The sequence below is a fragment of the Caulobacter sp. GW821-FHT11E10 genome, from assembly GCF_058808375.1.
Map to the genome: position 1 here is coordinate 458,249 of NZ_JBXARP010000003.1, position 16,787 is coordinate 475,035.

The 16,787-nt window shown below is 67.7% G+C and carries 18 protein-coding genes and 1 pseudogene; 12 read left to right on the plus strand and 7 right to left on the minus strand.

What is annotated here, in order from left to right:
• Positions 1 to 22 precede the first annotated feature (22 nt).
• Both hemW and rdgB read right to left on the minus strand, forming a co-directional pair.
• The gene (gene hemW / locus AC1RRV_RS08195) at positions 23 to 1,165 is read right to left on the minus strand and encodes a radical SAM family heme chaperone HemW (protein WP_492859103.1); all 1,143 of its coding nucleotides are present in this window, start codon (positions 1,163 to 1,165) and stop codon (positions 23 to 25) included.
• Positions 1,158 to 1,760, minus strand: a complete 603-nt coding sequence (rdgB, locus tag AC1RRV_RS08200) for an RdgB/HAM1 family non-canonical purine NTP pyrophosphatase (RefSeq protein WP_492859104.1) — start codon at positions 1,758 to 1,760, stop codon at positions 1,158 to 1,160. The genes hemW and rdgB overlap by 8 nt, the downstream gene beginning before the upstream one ends.
• Positions 1,761 to 1,785: 25 nt before the next feature.
• Between rdgB and AC1RRV_RS08205 the strand changes: the two genes are divergently transcribed.
• From AC1RRV_RS08205 to AC1RRV_RS08220, 4 genes are all read left to right on the plus strand, one after another.
• Positions 1,786 to 2,391 carry a glutathione S-transferase N-terminal domain-containing protein gene (locus tag AC1RRV_RS08205; protein WP_492859106.1) on the plus strand — a complete coding sequence of 202 codons (606 nt, stop codon included), beginning with the start codon at positions 1,786 to 1,788 and terminating at the stop codon, positions 2,389 to 2,391.
• A gap of 158 nt (positions 2,392 to 2,549) precedes the next feature.
• Positions 2,550 to 2,666: a hypothetical protein gene (locus tag AC1RRV_RS08210; RefSeq protein ID WP_492859241.1), complete on the plus strand. Its 117-nt coding sequence runs from the start codon at positions 2,550 to 2,552 to the stop codon at positions 2,664 to 2,666.
• 104 nt (positions 2,667 to 2,770) lie between these two features.
• Positions 2,771 to 3,304 (plus strand): DUF2975 domain-containing protein, encoded by a 534-nt coding sequence (locus AC1RRV_RS08215; protein WP_492859107.1) that lies wholly within the window; start codon positions 2,771 to 2,773, stop codon positions 3,302 to 3,304.
• A 17-nt stretch (positions 3,305 to 3,321) separates the two neighbouring features.
• Complete coding sequence (locus AC1RRV_RS08220) at positions 3,322 to 3,564, plus strand: helix-turn-helix domain-containing protein (RefSeq protein ID WP_492859108.1); 243 nt, start codon at positions 3,322 to 3,324, stop codon at positions 3,562 to 3,564.
• 6 nt (positions 3,565 to 3,570) lie between these two features.
• On the opposite strand, the gene AC1RRV_RS08225 is transcribed toward AC1RRV_RS08220, so the two are convergent.
• The 3 genes from AC1RRV_RS08225 to AC1RRV_RS08235 are packed head-to-tail and all read right to left on the minus strand — an operon-like array spanning position 3,571 to position 6,028.
• Entirely contained in the window at positions 3,571 to 4,362 is a 792-nt protein-coding gene (locus AC1RRV_RS08225; protein ID WP_492859109.1) for a retropepsin-like aspartic protease family protein, read from the minus strand.
• Positions 4,359 to 5,045 carry a glutathione S-transferase family protein gene (locus AC1RRV_RS08230; RefSeq protein WP_492859110.1) on the minus strand — a complete coding sequence of 229 codons (687 nt, stop codon included), beginning with the start codon at positions 5,043 to 5,045 and terminating at the stop codon, positions 4,359 to 4,361. Before AC1RRV_RS08230 ends, AC1RRV_RS08225 begins: the two co-directional genes overlap by 4 nt.
• A gap of 5 nt (positions 5,046 to 5,050) precedes the next feature.
• A complete protein-coding gene (locus AC1RRV_RS08235; RefSeq protein WP_492859111.1) occupies positions 5,051 to 6,028 on the minus strand; it encodes a S1C family serine protease in 978 nt (325 codons plus the stop codon).
• A gap of 83 nt (positions 6,029 to 6,111) precedes the next feature.
• Here AC1RRV_RS08235 and AC1RRV_RS08240 point away from each other — a divergent pair.
• A pseudogene (locus AC1RRV_RS08240) lies at positions 6,112 to 6,222 on the plus strand (hypothetical protein); the annotation flags it as partial.
• 56 nt (positions 6,223 to 6,278) lie between these two features.
• Here AC1RRV_RS08240 and rph read toward each other — a convergent pair.
• The gene (gene rph / locus AC1RRV_RS08245) at positions 6,279 to 6,995 is read right to left on the minus strand and encodes a ribonuclease PH (protein WP_492859112.1); all 717 of its coding nucleotides are present in this window, start codon (positions 6,993 to 6,995) and stop codon (positions 6,279 to 6,281) included.
• Positions 6,996 to 7,149: 154 nt separating this feature from the next.
• Between rph and hrcA the strand changes: the two genes are divergently transcribed.
• Complete coding sequence (hrcA, locus tag AC1RRV_RS08250; protein WP_492859113.1) at positions 7,150 to 8,226, plus strand: heat-inducible transcriptional repressor HrcA; 1,077 nt, start codon at positions 7,150 to 7,152, stop codon at positions 8,224 to 8,226.
• 12 nt (positions 8,227 to 8,238) lie between these two features.
• Positions 8,239 to 8,865 (plus strand): nucleotide exchange factor GrpE, encoded by a 627-nt coding sequence (gene grpE, locus AC1RRV_RS08255; protein WP_492859114.1) that lies wholly within the window; start codon positions 8,239 to 8,241, stop codon positions 8,863 to 8,865.
• Here the strand turns inward: grpE and AC1RRV_RS08260 are convergent.
• On the minus strand, positions 8,805 to 9,077 hold the full coding sequence (locus AC1RRV_RS08260; RefSeq protein WP_492859115.1) for a DUF2061 domain-containing protein: 273 nt from the start codon (positions 9,075 to 9,077) through the stop codon (positions 8,805 to 8,807). The two genes, grpE and AC1RRV_RS08260, sit on opposite strands and share 61 nt — an antisense overlap.
• 174 nt (positions 9,078 to 9,251) lie before the next feature.
• On the opposite strand from AC1RRV_RS08260, the gene dnaN reads away from it, so the two are divergent.
• From dnaN to gyrB, 5 genes are all read left to right on the plus strand, one after another.
• Positions 9,252 to 10,370, plus strand: coding sequence for a DNA polymerase III subunit beta (gene dnaN, locus AC1RRV_RS08265; protein ID WP_492859116.1), 1,119 nt, complete (start codon positions 9,252 to 9,254; stop codon positions 10,368 to 10,370).
• Positions 10,371 to 10,433: 63 nt separating this feature from the next.
• Positions 10,434 to 12,365, plus strand: coding sequence for a S9 family peptidase (locus AC1RRV_RS08270; RefSeq protein ID WP_492859117.1), 1,932 nt, complete (start codon positions 10,434 to 10,436; stop codon positions 12,363 to 12,365).
• Positions 12,366 to 12,439: 74 nt separating this feature from the next.
• Positions 12,440 to 12,811 carry a VOC family protein gene (locus tag AC1RRV_RS08275; protein WP_492859118.1) on the plus strand — a complete coding sequence of 124 codons (372 nt, stop codon included), beginning with the start codon at positions 12,440 to 12,442 and terminating at the stop codon, positions 12,809 to 12,811.
• A gap of 245 nt (positions 12,812 to 13,056) precedes the next feature.
• Positions 13,057 to 14,220 carry a DNA replication/repair protein RecF gene (recF, locus tag AC1RRV_RS08280; protein WP_492859119.1) on the plus strand — a complete coding sequence of 388 codons (1,164 nt, stop codon included), beginning with the start codon at positions 13,057 to 13,059 and terminating at the stop codon, positions 14,218 to 14,220.
• The gene (gene gyrB / locus AC1RRV_RS08285) at positions 14,217 to 16,679 is read left to right on the plus strand and encodes a DNA topoisomerase (ATP-hydrolyzing) subunit B (RefSeq protein WP_492859120.1); all 2,463 of its coding nucleotides are present in this window, start codon (positions 14,217 to 14,219) and stop codon (positions 16,677 to 16,679) included. Before recF ends, gyrB begins: the two co-directional genes overlap by 4 nt.
• Positions 16,680 to 16,787 lie beyond the last annotated feature (108 nt).

A 16,787-nucleotide genomic window follows, 5' to 3' on the forward strand; every position in this document is an offset into this window, starting at 1 on the left:
AGGCGATCGGAATGCAGGCATATCAGGTCGCGAGCGCGCCTGTCAGCCGGTCCAGCACGAGGCGGCCCGCGCGGGTGGCGCGCAGACGGGCGCGATCGTCGGCCAGCAGCCCGGTTTCGACGAGATCGCGGACCTTCGGGAGGTCGGGCGACAGGCCCAGCGGGGTCATCTCTTCGAAGCTCACGCCGTCGTCGATACGCAGGCCCAGGACCAGGCGCTCCTCGGCGGCCTCCTCGGGAGTGAGGATCTCGCGCTCGAAGCCGAGGCCGGAGCCCGCGACGGCGGAGACATAGTCCTTGATGCCGCGATGGGCGACCGTGGCCGCGCGGCCTTCGGGCTGGGCCAGGCGGCCGTGCGCGCCGGGGCCGACGCCGACATAGTCGACGCCCCGCCAGTAGACGAGGTTGTGCCGCGAGCGGGCGGCCGCGCCCTTGGCGTGGTTGGAAACCTCGTAGGCCTCGAAGCCGGCGGCCTCCAGGATCTCCTGCGTCGTCTCGAACAGGGTGGCGGCCAGGTTCTCGTCGGGGACCTTCAGGGTTCCGCGCCCGACCGCGCGGTCGAAGGCGGTGCCGCTCTCGATGGTCAGCTGATAGGGCGAGAGGTGCTCGGGCCCTAGGGCGATGGCCTCGGAGAGCTCGGCGCGCCAGGCCGCGTCGGTCTGTCCAGGCCGGGCGTAGATCAGGTCGATGGACAGGCGCGGGAAGGCCTTGGTCGCCGCCGCTATGGCTCGTTTCGCCGCGCCGGCGTCGTGGTTGCGACCCAGGGCCTTCAGAGACGCGTCGTCCAGGGCCTGGACGCCAAGCGACAGCCGCTGGACCCCGGCGTCGGCCAGGGCCGCGAAACGGTCGGCCTCGGCGTCGGTGGGATTGGCCTCGAGGCTGATCTCCAGGTCGCCGGCGGGCGACCAGAGGCGCTTGGCGGTCTCGATCACCCGCCCCACCTGGGCGGGGTCCATCAGCGAGGGGGTGCCGCCGCCGAAGAAGATCGACAGCAGTTGGCGCTCGCCGGTCAGGGCGCGCTGGGCTTCCAGATCAGCGACGATGGCGTCGGCCAGGGCCTGCTGTTCGGCGGTCTTGCCCCGGTCGCGGACGACGTTGAAGTCGCAATAGGGGCAGATGCGCGCGCAGTAAGGCCAGTGGACATAGACGCCGAGGTTTTTAGTCAAACAGCGCCGCCTTGAGCTTGGCGAAGGCGCGGGCCCGGTGGCTCATGGCGTCCTTGGCGGCCGGTTCCATCTCGCCGAAGGTCAGGTCGTAACCCTCGGGCATGAAGATCGGGTCGTAGCCGAAGCCGCGCGTTCCCCGGCCCGGGAACACCAAGGTTCCATCGACGCGGCCCTCGACCACCACGGCCGGACCGTTGGGCCAGGCCACGGCCAGGGCCGAGGTGAACCAGGCCGAGCGATCGTCGGAGGCCGTCTCGTCGAGCCGCTCCTCGACTTTTTTCATGGCCATGGCGAAGTCCTTGGTTGGGCCGGCCCAGCGGGCCGAGAAGATCCCCGGCGCGCCGTCCAGGGCCTTGACCGACACGCCGGAGTCGTCGGCCAGGGCCGGTAGACCGGAGAGGTCCGCGGCGTGGCGGGCCTTGAGCAAGGCGTTGCCCACGAAGGTGCTCTCGGTCTCGTCGGGTTCTGGAAGACCCAGCTGGCCGGCGGTGACGATCTCGAAGCGGCCGTCCAGGAGGGCGGAGATTTCGGGCGCCTTGCCGGGATTGTGGGTGGCGACCACGAGCTTCGATCCCATTTCAAGCTTCAGCGCCATCTCATCACTCCGGGGAAATCATCCGATGCGGCTCCTTTACACGCCCCTGTCGCCGTTTGCGCGCAAGGTTCGCGTCCTGGCGATGGAAAAAGGCCTCGCCGACCGCTTCGCGTTGGAGATCGTCGCGCCTTTCCAGGACGAGAGCCTGCGCGCCGACAATCCTCTGAACAAGGTGCCCGTCCTGGTGCTGGAGAGCGGCGAGCGGATCTTCGATTCCGGCGTCATCGTCGATTTCGTCGACGGCCTGTCCGAGCCGCACCTGATCCCCAACGCTCAGCCGGACCGCCATCGCGCCCTGACCCTGGAGGCCGCCGCCGACGGCATGGGCGACGCCTCGGTGCTGGTCGTCCGTGAGCGCATGCGGCCACAGGCCGAGCACCGCCAGGACCTGTTCGATCGCCAGCTGAAGGCGGTCAACGCCGCCCTCGACCTGTTCGAGGCCGCCGTGGCGGAGGGAGATCTTTCCACAAGCCGTTTCGAGATCGGCGAGATCGCCGTGGCGGTGCAGCTGGCCTACCAGGACGCGCGCGAGGTCAGCGACTGGCGGCCCAGCCGGCCAGCGCTTTCGGCCTGGTACGAGGCGGCGTCGAAGCGGAGCTCGATGGTGGCGACGCACGCCACTGTGACCTGAGAGCAACGGTCGTTTGTCCACAAGCATCATTACCAGAGTTTAATATCGTTTCTCGATAAACAAGATTGGCGGAACTCAAATCGTCCCCTATCTGTTGATCCTAGGCGAAGGGTCGAATGACTCGGCTCCCGACCCTGTCTCTCAAACTGGAAAACACGATGTCCGCCGCCCGCCTGTTCCGCCTCGCCGACAAGGTCCTCATGACCGTGATCACCGCCGCGCTTATCGTGGCCGTGCCGGTGTCGGCCGTGGCGTTCGTGGTGCAGACGCTTTAAAGCGGCTTAGGCGACGCAAGGGTTTCCGGGGTTTAGAGGCCCACCGTTTTGACGCCTCCCGCGACGCGGGGCATGTTGCTTAGCGTCGCTGTTGGGGAGCAGCCATGCGCGCCTTGGGGCCTGGCTCCGTATCGAGTTTCCTGAAGATCATTCTCGACGTGATCTACGTCGGGCTATGGATCTTCGTGAGCCTTCTGTCGCTGTTCACGCTGGTCGCCCTGCTGTTCAGCTTCAATCCGGAATTGCTCGCCTCGATGTTGCCGATCAGCGACGCTGTCGAAGCGATCAGCCGCAACGGGCCGCTGTTCGCCGGGGCCCTGGCCGCCTGGGCGCTGCTGCTGGGCGGCTGGATGGTCATCGTCGAGCGCCTGCGCAAGATCTTCGGCACCCTGACGGCCGGCGACCCCTTCCATCCCGACAACGTGGTGCGCTTGCGGCTGATCGGCCTCGTTCTGGCGGGGCTGGAGATTGGCCGCTACGTCTTTTCGGGCATGGCCCGCTGGCTGGCCCCCAAAGCCAAGATCATCGACGACAGTTTCACCCTGACCGCCTGGTTCTCAGTGCTGGTGGTCTTCGTCCTCGCCGAGGTGTTCCGCGAGGGCGCGCGCCTTCGTCGCGAAGCCGAACTCACGATCTGAACCGGAGCGACGACCGCATGCCCGTCCGCGTGAATCTCGACCGCGTGCTGCTGGAGCGCCGCATGTCCCTGACCGAGCTCTCCGACCGCGTGGGCGTGACGATCGCCAACCTCTCGATCCTCAAGACCGGCAAGGCCCGCGCCGTCCGGTTCTCGACCCTCGACGCCCTGTGCCGCGAACTGCAGTGCCAGCCGGGGGACCTGCTGAGCTTTGAGTACGGCCCGGCCGACGGCAACGACGAGGACTACGACGAGGCCTGAGCGGCCTCAGTAGGCTCGGCCCTTTTCATCCTCGCGCCATTTCAGGATCAGCTGGCGGCCGCGAAACTCGAAGGCGTCCAAGCGCTGCAGGAAGCTCATCCCCAGCAGCGACGTGCTCATCGGGGCCTTGTTCACCATCACGCGGAAGCCTTCCAGCTTGATGTTCCCGACCTCCAGGGTCGAGGCGTCGTAGGCGGCGCTGTAACCCTTGCCGTTGGCGGTTTCGGATTCGTACCCATAGGTCAGGCTGTCGACCGGAAGGCCCAGGCGCCGCGCGTCGGCCGGGCTGAGCACGGTCTCGGTCGCGCCGGTGTCGACGACGAACCGCACGCGCTGGCCGTTGACCAGGCCGTCGACGACATAGGCGCCGTCCCCGCCCTGCGGCACGACCAGGGTGCGCTCGCCCACCGCGACGGGCGTACCGACGTTGAAGGCCAGCCGCATCCGCTGCGGGACGCCGGCCAGCTCGGCGCGATAGGCGTAGCCGAGGGCCAGGCCCGCGACGATCCCCGTCCACAGGGCCACGTATTTGAGATGCTGGCCGATCGTGCCTCGTAGACCACGCAGCAGCACCGTCGAGATCAGCACGGTCACGCCCAGCTGGTAGAAGAGGTCGGTCCTGTCGTCGCCGGTCTGGATCGCCTCCGGGAAGGCGCGCGCCAGGGCGAAGGCGACGATCCCGATCGCGGCCACCAGGCCCAGCCACAGCCAGAGGCGGCGGCGACTGACCGGCGGCCGCGAGGACGGCGTCGGCGCGGAGGGCTCAGGCTGTTCCCAGGGGCCGCGTGGCGTGGTCATGGCTTCGGCGCCTCATGGGAGATCAGATAGTCGTCCAGTTGAACGGGAGGTTGGCTTCTGGCTTCGGCCATCCAGGTCTCGATGCTAGGTCGCGCCAGCAGGGCGTCGCGCCAGGCGGCGACCGCCGGCCAGGCCTTGAGGTCGACATCGTGGGCCGACAGCCGGACCGCCGTCGGAACAAGCACCAGATCAGCCAGGCTTAGCGTCCCGAACAGCCAAGGGCCGCCGCTTCGTTGCAGTTCGGCGTCCAGCGCGGTCCACAGCCGCCGGGTCTCGGCCTGCTCCGCCTCGGTCAGGGCGCGCTTGTCGGGATAGAAGGCGCTTTCGAACGAGATCCGGCCGCAGATGCCCGACAGTCCCGAGTGCTGCCAGGCCATCAGCGCCCGCGCTCGGCCGCGCGCGGCGAGGTCAGCGGGCAGCAGGCGTCCGCCCGCCAGATCGTTGGCGTATTCCATGATCGCCAGGGAATCGTAGATCACCTCGCCCTCGGCGACGATCAGCACCGGCACGCAGGCCGGCGGCGCGATCTGGCCGACCCGGGCGAGATTGGCCGAACGCTGGGGCTTGCGGATGTCGACGACCTCTTCCTCGAAGTCGATCCCGGCCTCGCGCAGGGCCAGCCAAGCGCGCATGGCCCAGCTGGAGGCGTTCTTCGTGCCCGAAAGCAGTTTGGGTTGGGCCATGTCGACTAGTTCAAACGCCGCTTCTTCAGCAATCCGCTCCTGTCCATCGAGCGAACCTCGACGGTGAACGAGTCGCCCTCGCGCAGGATCTGCAGCGGTACGCTGACGCCGGCCGGGCCCAGGCTCCACATCTTTTCGTAGAATTCCGAAAGCTCGGAGACCGGTTCGCCGTCGACGGCCAGGATCAGGTCGCCGGCCCGCAGCTCGGCGCGGGCGGCGGGGCCCTTGGGCGAGATGCCGACCACGACGATGTGGTTCTCCAGCTCCTGGGCGAAGACGCCCAGCCACGGGCGCGGCGGATGCGGGCTCTTGCCGCGCGCCAGGTCGTGGAGGATCGGCGGCAGCAACTCGGCGGGCACGAACATGTTGATGGGCTTGGCCTGGCCGTCCTGGTCGCGGCCTTCCAGGGTCAGGGAGCCCAGACCGACCAGATCGCCCTTGGGGCCGATCAGGGCCGCGCCGCTCCAGTGCGGATGGGCGGGTCCGGTGATGATGGCGTCGTCCAGCAGGTATTCCCAGTAGCCCGCGAACGGCATGCGGGCCAGAACCTTGCCGGCGATGGCGTGGGCGCGGCCGCCAGCGCCGGCGGCGATGATCGGTGCGCCCGCTCCGAGGTCCTCGGCCGAACCGATGGTCATGACGGGCAAATCCAGCGGCTCCAGCGCCTGGACGAGGCCCAGGCCCGAGCGCACGTCCAGGCCCAGCACGTGGGCGGGGACCTGGCGGCCGTCGTTACGGGTCAGCACGACGGTTTCGGCCTCGGTGATCAGATAAGCCATGGTCAGGACCAGGCCGCCGGGGCCGACCACCACGCCGTTGCCGACGCGCTCGGTCCCCAGGATCCCCGCCGTATAGGCGTCGGGCGGCACGCTGGCCTCGAGGGCGACCATCGAGGCCAGCGCCTGGTCCAGGTCGAAGCGATACGCCTCGGCCGACGGGCGCAGGCGGGCTTCGACTTCATAGCCTTCGAACGGGGTGGTCACGCGAGACTCCTAACCTTCAGGATGGAATCTGGGGGTAGCGGTCTCAACGGGCAAGGGCGGGGATGCGTACCTGCGCAGAGTCGATCCCGCGAAGGCCGGCTACTCAAACACATTTCTATCGTCATCCCGGCCGCAGCGAAGCGGAGAGCCGGGACCCAGGAGCGACCACTCTGCGCCGGCCCCTGGGTCCCGGATAGCCTCTTCGAGGCTTCCGGGATGACGAGGTTTTTGTTGCCTGAGGAGACTGGCCTTAGCCCGCGATCGCCGCGCGCTGCATCACGAACAGCTCGTTAATGCCCTTTTCGGCCAGGCCGAACAGAGTCTCGAACTCGGCGCGGGTGAAGCCGCGCTTCTCGCCGGTCGCCTGGATCTCGACGATGTCGCCCACGCCGGTCAGCACGAAGTTGCTGTCGGCCTCGGCGCTCGAGTCTTCCTCGTAGTCGAGGTCGAGCACCGGGGTATCTTTGAAGACGCCGCACGAGACGGCGGCCACCTGGCCGACGATCGGGTCCACCTTCAGCACGCCCTCTTGCAGCAGGTAGTTGACCGCCAGGCGCAGGGCGACCCAGGCGCCGGTGATGGCGGCGGTGCGGGTGCCGCCATCGGCCTGGATAACGTCACAGTCGAGGCTGATCTGGCGCTCGCCCAGGGCCTTCAGGTCGACGACGGCCCGGAGGCTGCGGCCGATCAGGCGCTGGATTTCCTGGGTGCGGCCGCTCTGCTTGCCGGCGGCGGCCTCGCGACGTCCACGGGTGTGGGTGGCGCGGGGCAGCATGCCATACTCGGCCGTGACCCAGCCGGCGCCCTTGTTGCGCATCCAGCCGGGGACGTTTTCCTCGACCGTGGCGGTGACCAGGACCTTGGTGTGGCCGAACGAGACCAGGCACGAGCCTTCGGCGTAGCGGTTGACGCCGGTTTCCAGCGTGACGGCGCGCAGCTGGTCGGGGGCGCGTTCGGACGGACGCATGGGAAACTCCTGGTGTCAGGGGACATTTGAATGTGTGTGAGGGGCCGCTTATCCTATTGAGAGCCGAACTTGAAAGAGGCCCACCGCTTTTGTCCGCTGACCGGGTCCCAAACGACACGCATCGCGATGATACTGCCCTCGGGGCCATGACGACATGACACACCTGTTTCCGGGGCCGATCGTCCGCATGCCGGGTCTTGGCGAGATGGACTCCCGCGCCCGCGATATCTTCCGCCGCGTGGTGGAGTCGTATCTCGAGACCGGCGAGCCGGTGGGCTCGCGCACCATTTCCAAGGGCGGGCTGGCCCTGTCGCCGGCCTCCATCCGCAACACCATGCAGGACCTGGCGCAGCTGGGCCTGCTGGACGCGCCCCATACCAGCGCCGGCCGGATGCCGACGCATGCGGGCCTGCGCATGTTCGTCGACGGCTTCCTGGAGGTCGGCGACATCGGCGAGGCCGAGAAGCACGCCATCGAAGCGCGGCTGGCCGTGAAGGGGCGCTCGTTCGAGGAGGCCCTGGCCGAGGCCTCGTCCATCCTGTCGGGCCTGGCCGGCGGGGCGGGCATTGTCGTCACGCCCGTCCGCGAAGGCGGGGTCAAGCACGTGGAGTTCGTTCCGCTGGGCGGCGGCCAGGTGCTGGCGGTCATGGTGTTCGAGGACGGCCAGGTCGAGAACCGACTGATGCGCCAGGCGCCGGGCGTGACGCCCTCGGCCCTGCAGGAGGCCAGCAACTTCCTCAACGCCCGCCTGCGCGGCCGCACCTTGAGCGAGGCGCGGACCGAAATGGGCGGTGAGCTGGACACGGCCCGCCGCCAGCTGAACGAAACCGCCGCCCGTCTGGTCGAGGACGGCCTGGCCGCCTGGAGCGGCGGGGAGGGCGACGCCCGCTCGCTGATCGTGCGGGGCCAAGCCAACCTGCTGGCCGATGCCCGGGCTCGCGAGGACATCGATCGCGTCCGCCAGCTGTTCGACGACCTCGAACAGAAGGGCCAGCTGATCGGCCTCCTGGACGACGTGCGCGACGCCGAGGGCGTTCGCATCTATATCGGAGCCGAAACACGGCTCTTTTCGCTTTCGGGTTCCTCGGTGATCGCGGCGCCCTATATGACGGGCCGACAGAAGGTGCTGGGCGCGATCGGCGTGATCGGGCCCGCGCGTTTGAACTACGCCCGAGTCATTCCGTTGGTGGACTATACCGCCCGGGTGCTCGGACGGATGATGGATGGATAAGGACTTTACGAGATGACCGACGAGCAAACGCCGGCTGAAGACGTCGCCTTCGAAGCCGACGACGCGTCGCAGGAGATCGAGGCGCTGAAGCTGGAAGTGGCCGCTCTTAAAGAGCAGGCCCTGCGCTACGCCGCCGAGGCCGAGAACACCAAGCGCCGCGCCGAGCGGGAAATGAACGACGCGCGCGCCTACGCGATCCAGAAGTTCGCCCGCGACCTGCTGGGCGCCGCCGACAATCTGTCGCGCGCCACGGCCCACAGCCCCAAGGAGTCGCCCGACGCGGCGGTGAAGAACTTCATCATCGGCGTCGAGATGACCGAGAAGGAGCTGCAAGGCGCCTTCGAACGCAACGGCCTGAAGAAAATCGACCCGGCCAAGGGCGACAAGTTCGATCCGCACCTGCATCAGGCGGTGACCGAGCAACCCTCGACCGAAGTGGCCGCCGGCGGCGTGCTCACCGTGCTGCAGGCCGGCTATGAGCTGATGGGCCGGCTGGTCCGTCCGGCCATGGTGGCCGTAGCCGCCAAGGGTTCGACCGGCCCGGCCTCGCCGGACGCGCCGAGCGCTTCGGCCAACCCCTACGCCGGCGCTAGCGCCGAGGTCGACAATTCGGGCGGCACGTTCGACGCCAAGGCCTGATCTGGGGCCTGATCCAACTGCCGGTCGCGCGCTCGCTTGTCGGCGCGCGACCACAGCCGTTCGTGGATGTTGAACATCACCGTCTGGACCATCGGTTCGACGACGCCGACGGCCAGGGCGACCCGCCAATCGCGGGTCAGGGCGTAGGCGACGGCCACCGCGACGGTCAGGTGCATCGAGGCGTAGGTCAGGGTCTTGAGGGCGAGGCGCATCGGCGCACTCCTATTTGAGAATCGTTCTCAATAAATGGTCGCCTTTTCGAGCTTCGCAAGGGGCTCGGCCCCCTTCCCCACGCGCGCGATTTCGCTAATGTCGGCGGTCCATTCTCTACGGGGCCGCGCGGGGCGATTCTCCTGGGGCGGCGGTCTCGACACCTGGACCGCACTATGAAGCTTACCATCGAACGGGCGGCGCTCCTGAAAGCGCTGGGGCACGTGCAAAGCGTTGTCGAACGCCGCAACACCATCCCGATCCTGTCGAACATCCTGCTCTCGGCGGAGGGCAGCACGCTGTCGTTCTCGGCGACCGACCTGGATATGGAGATCATCGACGAGGGCCTGGCCCAGATCGACGTCCCCGGCCAGATCACCGCGCCGGCCCACACCCTCTATGAAATCGTCCGCAAGCTGCCGGACGGCGCCGACGTCTCGCTGAGCTTCAGCGGGGACGATCCGCGCCTGGTCATCCAGGCCGGCCGCTCGCGCTTCAACCTGCCGGTCCTGCCGGCCGGCGACTTCCCGGTGATGAGCAGCGACGGCCTCTCCAGCCGCATCGCGGTCGACACCAACGAGCTGATTCGGCTCATCGACAAGACCCGCTTCGCGATCTCGACCGAAGAGACCCGCTACTATCTGAACGGCCTCTATCTCCACACGGTGAACGAGGGCGGCGAGGTCAAGCTGCGCGCCGTGGCCACCGACGGTCACCGCCTGGCCTTGGCCGAGATGCCCGCCCCCGAGGGCGCGGCCGGCCTGCCGGGCGTGATCGTGCCGCGCAAGACCATCGCCGAGGCCCGCCGCCTGATGGAATCGGCCGGCGAGCACGTCGACGTCCAGCTGTCGCCGCAGAAGGTCCGCTTCGAGTTCGGCGCGGCCGCCCTAACCTCCAAGGTCATCGACGGCGCCTTTCCGGACTACCTGCGCGTCATCCCGCGCGACAACGCCAAGATCCTGACCCTGGACAACGACCTGTTCGCCAAGGCCGTCGACCGCGTGGCCACCATCTCGGCCGAGAAGAGCCGTTCGGTGAAGCTGGCCGTCGAGCCGGGCCGGGTCACCCTGACCGTCCGCAACATGGAAGCCGGTCAGGCCGTCGAAGAGGTCGAGGTCGACTACGACGGCGAGCCCTTCGAAATCGGCTTCAACGCCCGCTATCTGCTGGACGTCTGCGGTCAGATCGCCGGCCCTCAGGCCGAGTTCCGCTTCGCCGACCCGGCCAGCCCGACCCTGGTGGTCGATCCGGTCGATCCGGGCGTGAAGTACGTGCTGATGCCGCTGCGGGTCTGATCCGCATCTTGGTCATTGAGAGACGGGCGCCCTGGGCGCCCGTTTTGCTTTCGGGGGTTTGTCATGAAGAAGCTGTTCGCCGCCTCGGCCGCTGTCCTCGCCCTTGCCGCCGCCGTTCCTGCGCTCTCTCAATCGGTCGAGCGTCGAGAGATGGGCAACCAGATCCTGGAGAACGTGCCGGTCGCGCCGCCCGCGATCCGCGAGGGCCTGGCCCGCTACCAGAACGCCCGCTCGGCCTTCTTCGACGATTGGGCGGCCGGTGGTGGGATGGTGATCACCACCCGCTTCGGCAACACCAACCAGTTGCACGTGGTCGCCGCGCCGGGCGCGGACCGCAGCCAGATCACCTTCTACGATGAGCCCGTCGCTGGCGCTAAAACCCTGGCGAACGGCAAGATCCTGTTCTCCAAGGACACGGGCGGCGACGAGTGGTTCCAGCTGTTCCTGCGTGACCCGGACGGCAAAACCGTCCAGCTGACCGAGACCGGCACGCGCAACCAGTCGCCGACCTGGTCGAAGGACGGCGCGGTGCTGGTCTGGTCGCGGGCCGTGAAGGGCTCGGCCGACTACGACGTCCTGATGCGTGACGCCTCGGGCGCGACCAAGACGATCTACAAGGGCGAGGGCCAGGTCTCGCCGATCGCGGTGTCGCCCGACGGCAAGACCGTGCTGCTGGGTCGCTATTTCTCGGTCAACGAGACCAAGTGCTGGCTCCTGGATGTCGCGACCGGCAAGCTGACCGAGCTCAATCCGTCCAAAACCAAGGTCGCCTATAGTGGCGGGACCTTCACCCCGGACGGTAAGAGCCTGCTGATGCTGTCCGACGAAGGCTCAGACTTCACGCGCCTGGTGCAGTTCGATCTGGCCACCGGCGGCAAGATCAATGTTTCGGGCGAGCGGCCGTGGGACATCGAGGACTTCGCCCTGTCCGACGACGGCCGGATCATGGCCTTTGTCGTCAATGAGGACGGCTATTCGAAGCTGGTCGTGCAGGACTTCCGCACCCGCCGCGCCTTGCCGCAGCCGGAGCTGCCGATGGGAGTCGTCTCGGGCATCGCCTTCTCGCCGGACGGTTCGAAGCTGGGCTTCAGCCTGGCGACGCCGACAGCGGCGAGCGATGCGTGGAGCTGGGGCGTCACCGACGGCAAGCTGGAGCGCTGGACGGCTTCGGAACTGGGCGGCTTGGACGCCAAGGCGCTGGCGACGCCGGATCTCGTCCGTTTCCCGTCGTTCGACAAGCGCTCGATCCCGGCCTTTGTCTACAAGCCCAAGCTGGCGGCCGGCCAAAAGGCGCCGGTGATCATCGACATCCACGGCGGGCCCGAAGGCCAGTCGCGCCCCACCTTCAGCGCCTTCCACCAGCACACGGTAGCCGAACTGGGCGCGGCGGTGATCGTCACCAATGTTCGGGGCTCGACCGGCTACGGCAAGACCTATCTGAACCTCGACAACGCCGAGAAGCGCGAGGACTCGGTCAAGGACATCGGCGCGCTGCTGGACTGGATCAAGACCCAGCCCGACCTCGATCCCAACCGTGTCGTGGTCTACGGCCAGTCATACGGCGGCTACATGTCGCTGGCGGTGATGACCCGCTATTCCGACCGCATGGCCGCCGGCATCGAGCGCTATGGCATCAGCAACTTCGTTTCGTTCCTGCAGAACACCGAGGCCTATCGCCGGGACCTGCGCCGCGCCGAATATGGCGATGAGCGCGATCCGAAGATGCTGAAGGCCTTCGAGACGATCTCGCCGATGAACAATGTCGGCAACATCAAGAAGCCGATGCTGGTCATGCAGGGCTGGAACGATCCGCGCGTGCCCAAGTCCGAGTCCGACCAGGTCGTCGCCAAGCTGCGCGAGCAGGGCGTCGAGACCTGGTACGTCCAGTTCAAGGACGAGGGGCACGGCTTCCTGAAGAAGGCCAACAACGACCGCCGCCGCGAGGTCGAGACCCAGTTCCTGCAGAAGGTGCTGGGGCTGGGCGGGGCCAAGTAGGCGCCCTTCCGGAAACTTGTCCGCTCGCGCGCCGCGTGCCAACGTCCGTTCTCAAAGAAAACGGGAGGTGGCCCATGGCCAAGGTGAACTATGTGACGGTCGGCTCGAACGACCTTGAAAAGGCGCGGGTGTTCTACGACGCGCTGCTGGGTTCGATCGGCATGAAGCCTCTGTTCGAGCACCCGTCGGGCGGTCGGCTGTATCGCGGCGACGGCTGCATGTTCGGGGTGCTGGGCCCCTATGACGGCAATCCGGCCTGCGTCGGCAATGGCATGATGGGCGGCTTCGCCTTCGACACCGTCGAGGAGGTCGACACCTTCCATGCAAAGGCCCTGGAGTTGGGGGCGACGGACGAGGGCGCGCCGGGCGCACGGATGCCGCGAGCCTATTTCGCCTATTTCCGCGACCTCGATGGCAACAAGCTCTGTGGTTACAAGCTGGGTTAGAGACTTCGCCCGAGCTAGACTGTCTTAATTCGCCGTAACATTCGGGGCTTAAGAGAGCTTTGCCATGGTCTTGCCTCATAGACTGAGGCAGCATGGATCTCGGCGGGGCCTATATGTCGCGCAAGTCTCCGGAGGGCCATTCCGAGGCGGAACCCGCTCCAAGCGTCCTCATGGAGCGGGTGTCTCGGGAATCGGTGTTTCGGTTCCTGTAGCCCGAGCGTCCGACACCCCTTAAGAACGCCTGCATGGCGTCGGCCGCACTACTTTCCCTGACCCTGACGGACTTCCGCTCGTACGAGCGCGCCCGCCTCGAGACCGAGGGGCGCAGCGTCTATCTGTTCGGGGCCAATGGGGCCGGAAAGACCAACCTCCTGGAAGCCATCAGCCTGCTGACCCCGGGCAAGGGTCTGCGCGGCGCCAGCATGGCCGAGGTCGGCCGCCGCCTGCCGGGCGAGGCCGGCGGTCGCGCCTGGGCCGTGGCCGCTGAGGTCGAGGCCGGCGAGGACGCGCCGATCCGCATCGGCACGGGCGTCGAGCAGGGCGGGGCCGCCCGCCGCACTGTCCGCCTCGAGGGCGAGACCGTGCCGCCGGGGCGCCTGGCCGATCATGTCCGTCCGATCTGGCTGACCCCCGCCCAGGACCGCCTGTTCCTGGAGGCCGCCTCTGAGCGCCGACGGTTCTTCGACCGCCTGGTCTTCGCCGGCGAGCCGTCCCATGCCGTCAACGCGAACGCCTATGACAAGGCCCAGCGCGAGCGGATGCGCCTGCTGACTGACGCGGCCGACGGCGGCGCCCCGGCCGACGCGACCTGGCTGAACGCCTTGGAAGCCCGGTTGGCCGAGTCGGGCGCCCTGATGGCCCAGGCCCGGGCCCGCACCCTGTCGGCCCTGCAGGCCGAGATCGACGGCCGCGGCGATCGTCCCTTCCCACAGGCGCGCCTGACCTTGTCCGGCGAGTGGGAGAAGCTGGCCCTGGACGGTGTTCCGTTCGCCGATATCGAGCTGAAACTGGCCTCCGCCCTGGCCGCCGCGCGGCCGCGCGACGGGGCCGCGGGGCGCGCGCTGACCGGCCCTCACCGGGGCGATCTGGCCATCTTCCACGTCGAGAAGGACCGTCCGGCGGCGGAGTGCTCGACCGGAGAGCAGAAAGCCCTGATTTTGAACCTCGTTTTGGCCCAGGCGGCGCGACTTTCGCGTGCGGAATCCGCGCCGAATCCTATAATATTGCTCGACGAAGTCGCCGCGCATCTCGACCTGACCAGGCGAGCCGCTCTGGCCGACGAACTCACGGCGCTCAAGCTCCAGGCCTTCCTCACCGGCACGGACGAGTCGCTGTTCGACCATCTCAAGGGTCGGGCATTAGGTGTTCGCGTGTGCGACGCCGGCCTGACTACTCTGGAAGACGAATGACCGAGAACACCGAAGACCAAGTTCCCGAATCGGCCCCGGACATGACCACCGAGGAAGCCGCCGCCCAGTACGGCGCGGACTCGATCAAGGTGCTGAAGGGCCTGGACGCCGTCCGCAAGCGTCCCGGCATGTACATCGGCGACACCGACGACGGTTCGGGCCTGCACCACATGGTCTACGAGGTGGTCGACAACGCCATCGACGAGGCCCTGGCCGGCCACGCCACCAAGGTCCAGGTGATCCTGAACGCCGACGGCTCGGTGACGGTCACCGACGACGGTCGCGGCATCCCGACCGACATCCACGAGGGCGAAGGCGTGTCGGCGGCCGAGGTCATCATGACCCAGTTGCACGCCGGCGGTAAGTTCGACCAGAACAGCTACAAGGTCTCGGGCGGCCTGCACGGCGTCGGCGTCTCGGTCGTCAACGCTCTGTCGGACTGGCTTGAGCTGAAGATCCACCGGGGCGGCAAGGCCCACCAGATGCGCTTCGAGCGCGGCGACGCGGTGACTTCGCTGAAGGTGACCGGGGATTCGCCGATCCGCGAGGACGGCCCCAAGGCCGGCGAGACGCTGAGCGGGACGGAAGTGACCTTCTTCCCGTCGCGGTCGACCTTCGCGTTCATCGAATTTGATCGGAAGACCCTGGAGCACCGCCTGCGCGAGCTGGCCTTCCTGAACTCGGGCGTGACGATCTGGTTCAGAGACCTGCGCGACGCCGAGCCGTGGGAAGAAAAGCTGCACTACGATGGCGGCATCGAGGCCTTCGTCCGCCACCTGGACAAGGTCAAGACGCCGCTGCTGAAGACCCCGATCGTCGTGCGCGGCGTCAAGGACAAGGTCGAGGTCGACCTCGCCATGTGGTGGAACGACAGCTACCACGAGCAGATGCTGTGCTTCACCAACAACATCCCGCAGCGGGATGGCGGCACGCACCTTTCCGCCTTTCGGGGCGCGCTGACGCGCATCATCACCGGCTATGCCGAGAGCTCGGGCATCACCAAGAAGGAAAAGGTCAGCGTCGGGGGCGAAGACGCCCGCGAAGGCCTGACCTGCGTGCTGTCGGTCAAGGTGCCGGACCCCAAGTTCAGCTCGCAGACCAAGGACAAGCTGGTCTCGTCCGAAGTGCGCCCGGCCGTCGAAGGCCTGGTGCAGGAGGGCCTGGCGACCTGGTTCGAGGAACACCCGAACGAAGCCCGGCAGATCGTCAGCAAGATCGCCGAGGCCGCCGCGGCCCGCGAAGCCGCCCGCAAGGCCCGCGAACTGACCCGCCGCAAGAGCGCGCTCGACATCACCAGCCTGCCCGGCAAGCTGGCCGACTGCTCCGAGCGCGACCCGGCCAAGTCCGAAATCTTCATCGTCGAGGGTGACTCGGCCGGCGGCTCGGCCAAGCAGGCCCGCAACCGCGACAACCAGGCCGTCCTGCCCCTGCGCGGCAAGATCCTGAACGTCGAGCGGGCGCGCTTCGACAAGATGCTGTCGTCCGACCAGATCGGCACGCTGATCACGGCCCTGGGGGCCGGCATCGGCCGCGACGACTTCAACGCCGACAAGGTGCGCTACCACAAGATCGTGCTGATGACCGACGCCGACGTCGACGGCGCCCACATTCGCACCCTGCTGCTGACCTTCTTCTACCGGCAGATGCCGGAGCTGATCGAGCGCGGCTACATCTACATCGCCCAGCCGCCGCTCTACAAAGCGGCTAAGGGCAAGTCCTCGCGCTATCTGAAGGACGACAGCGAGATGGACGCGTTCCTGATCGACGAAGGCGTCGAGGGGGCCGAGCTCGACCTGCCGTCGGGTGAGCGCCGCACCGGACAGGACCTGCTGGCCCTGGTCCAGCTGTGCCGTCAGGCCAAGGGCAATATCGATCGTCTGGCCGCCCGCGCGCCGTCGTTCGCTGTCGAGCAGTCGGCTCTGGCCGGCCTGCTGGGCGAAAAGCCCGACATCGCCGCGGCCTCGGCCCGCCTCGACCTCTATGCCGAGGAAGGCGACGGTCCGTGGACCGGTGAGCGCGGCGACACCGCCTATGTGTTCAAGCGCGTCCGCCGCGGCGTCACCGAAAGCGTGGTGCTGGACGATGGTCTGCTGCATGCCGCCGACGCTCGTCGTCTGGCCGAGCGGGCGGGGGCCCTGGCCGAGATCTTCTCCGGCCGCGCCGTGTTCCGCCGCAAGGACAAGTCGACCACCGTCCGGGGGCCGATGGACCTCGTGGCCGCCGTGATGGACGCCGGCCGCAAGGGCCTGACCATCCAGCGCTACAAGGGCCTGGGCGAGATGAACCCCGACCAGCTGTGGGAAACCACGCTGGACGTGGAGGCGCGCACTCTGCTGCAGGTGCGGGTGAATCACGCGGACGACGCCGACGAAATGTTTAGCCGCCTGATGGGCGATCTGGTCGAGCCGCGTCGCGAGTTCATCCAGGAAAACGCCCTCGACGCCGAGGTCGACGTCTAGAACGGCGTTCTCTTCGCTGAATTCTTGAGCGCCGGGCGCCCGTTTCGCGGGCGTTCCGGCGTTTTTTCGTCATGGAAGCCGCTCGCGCCTTGGGTGTGACCTTCGGTA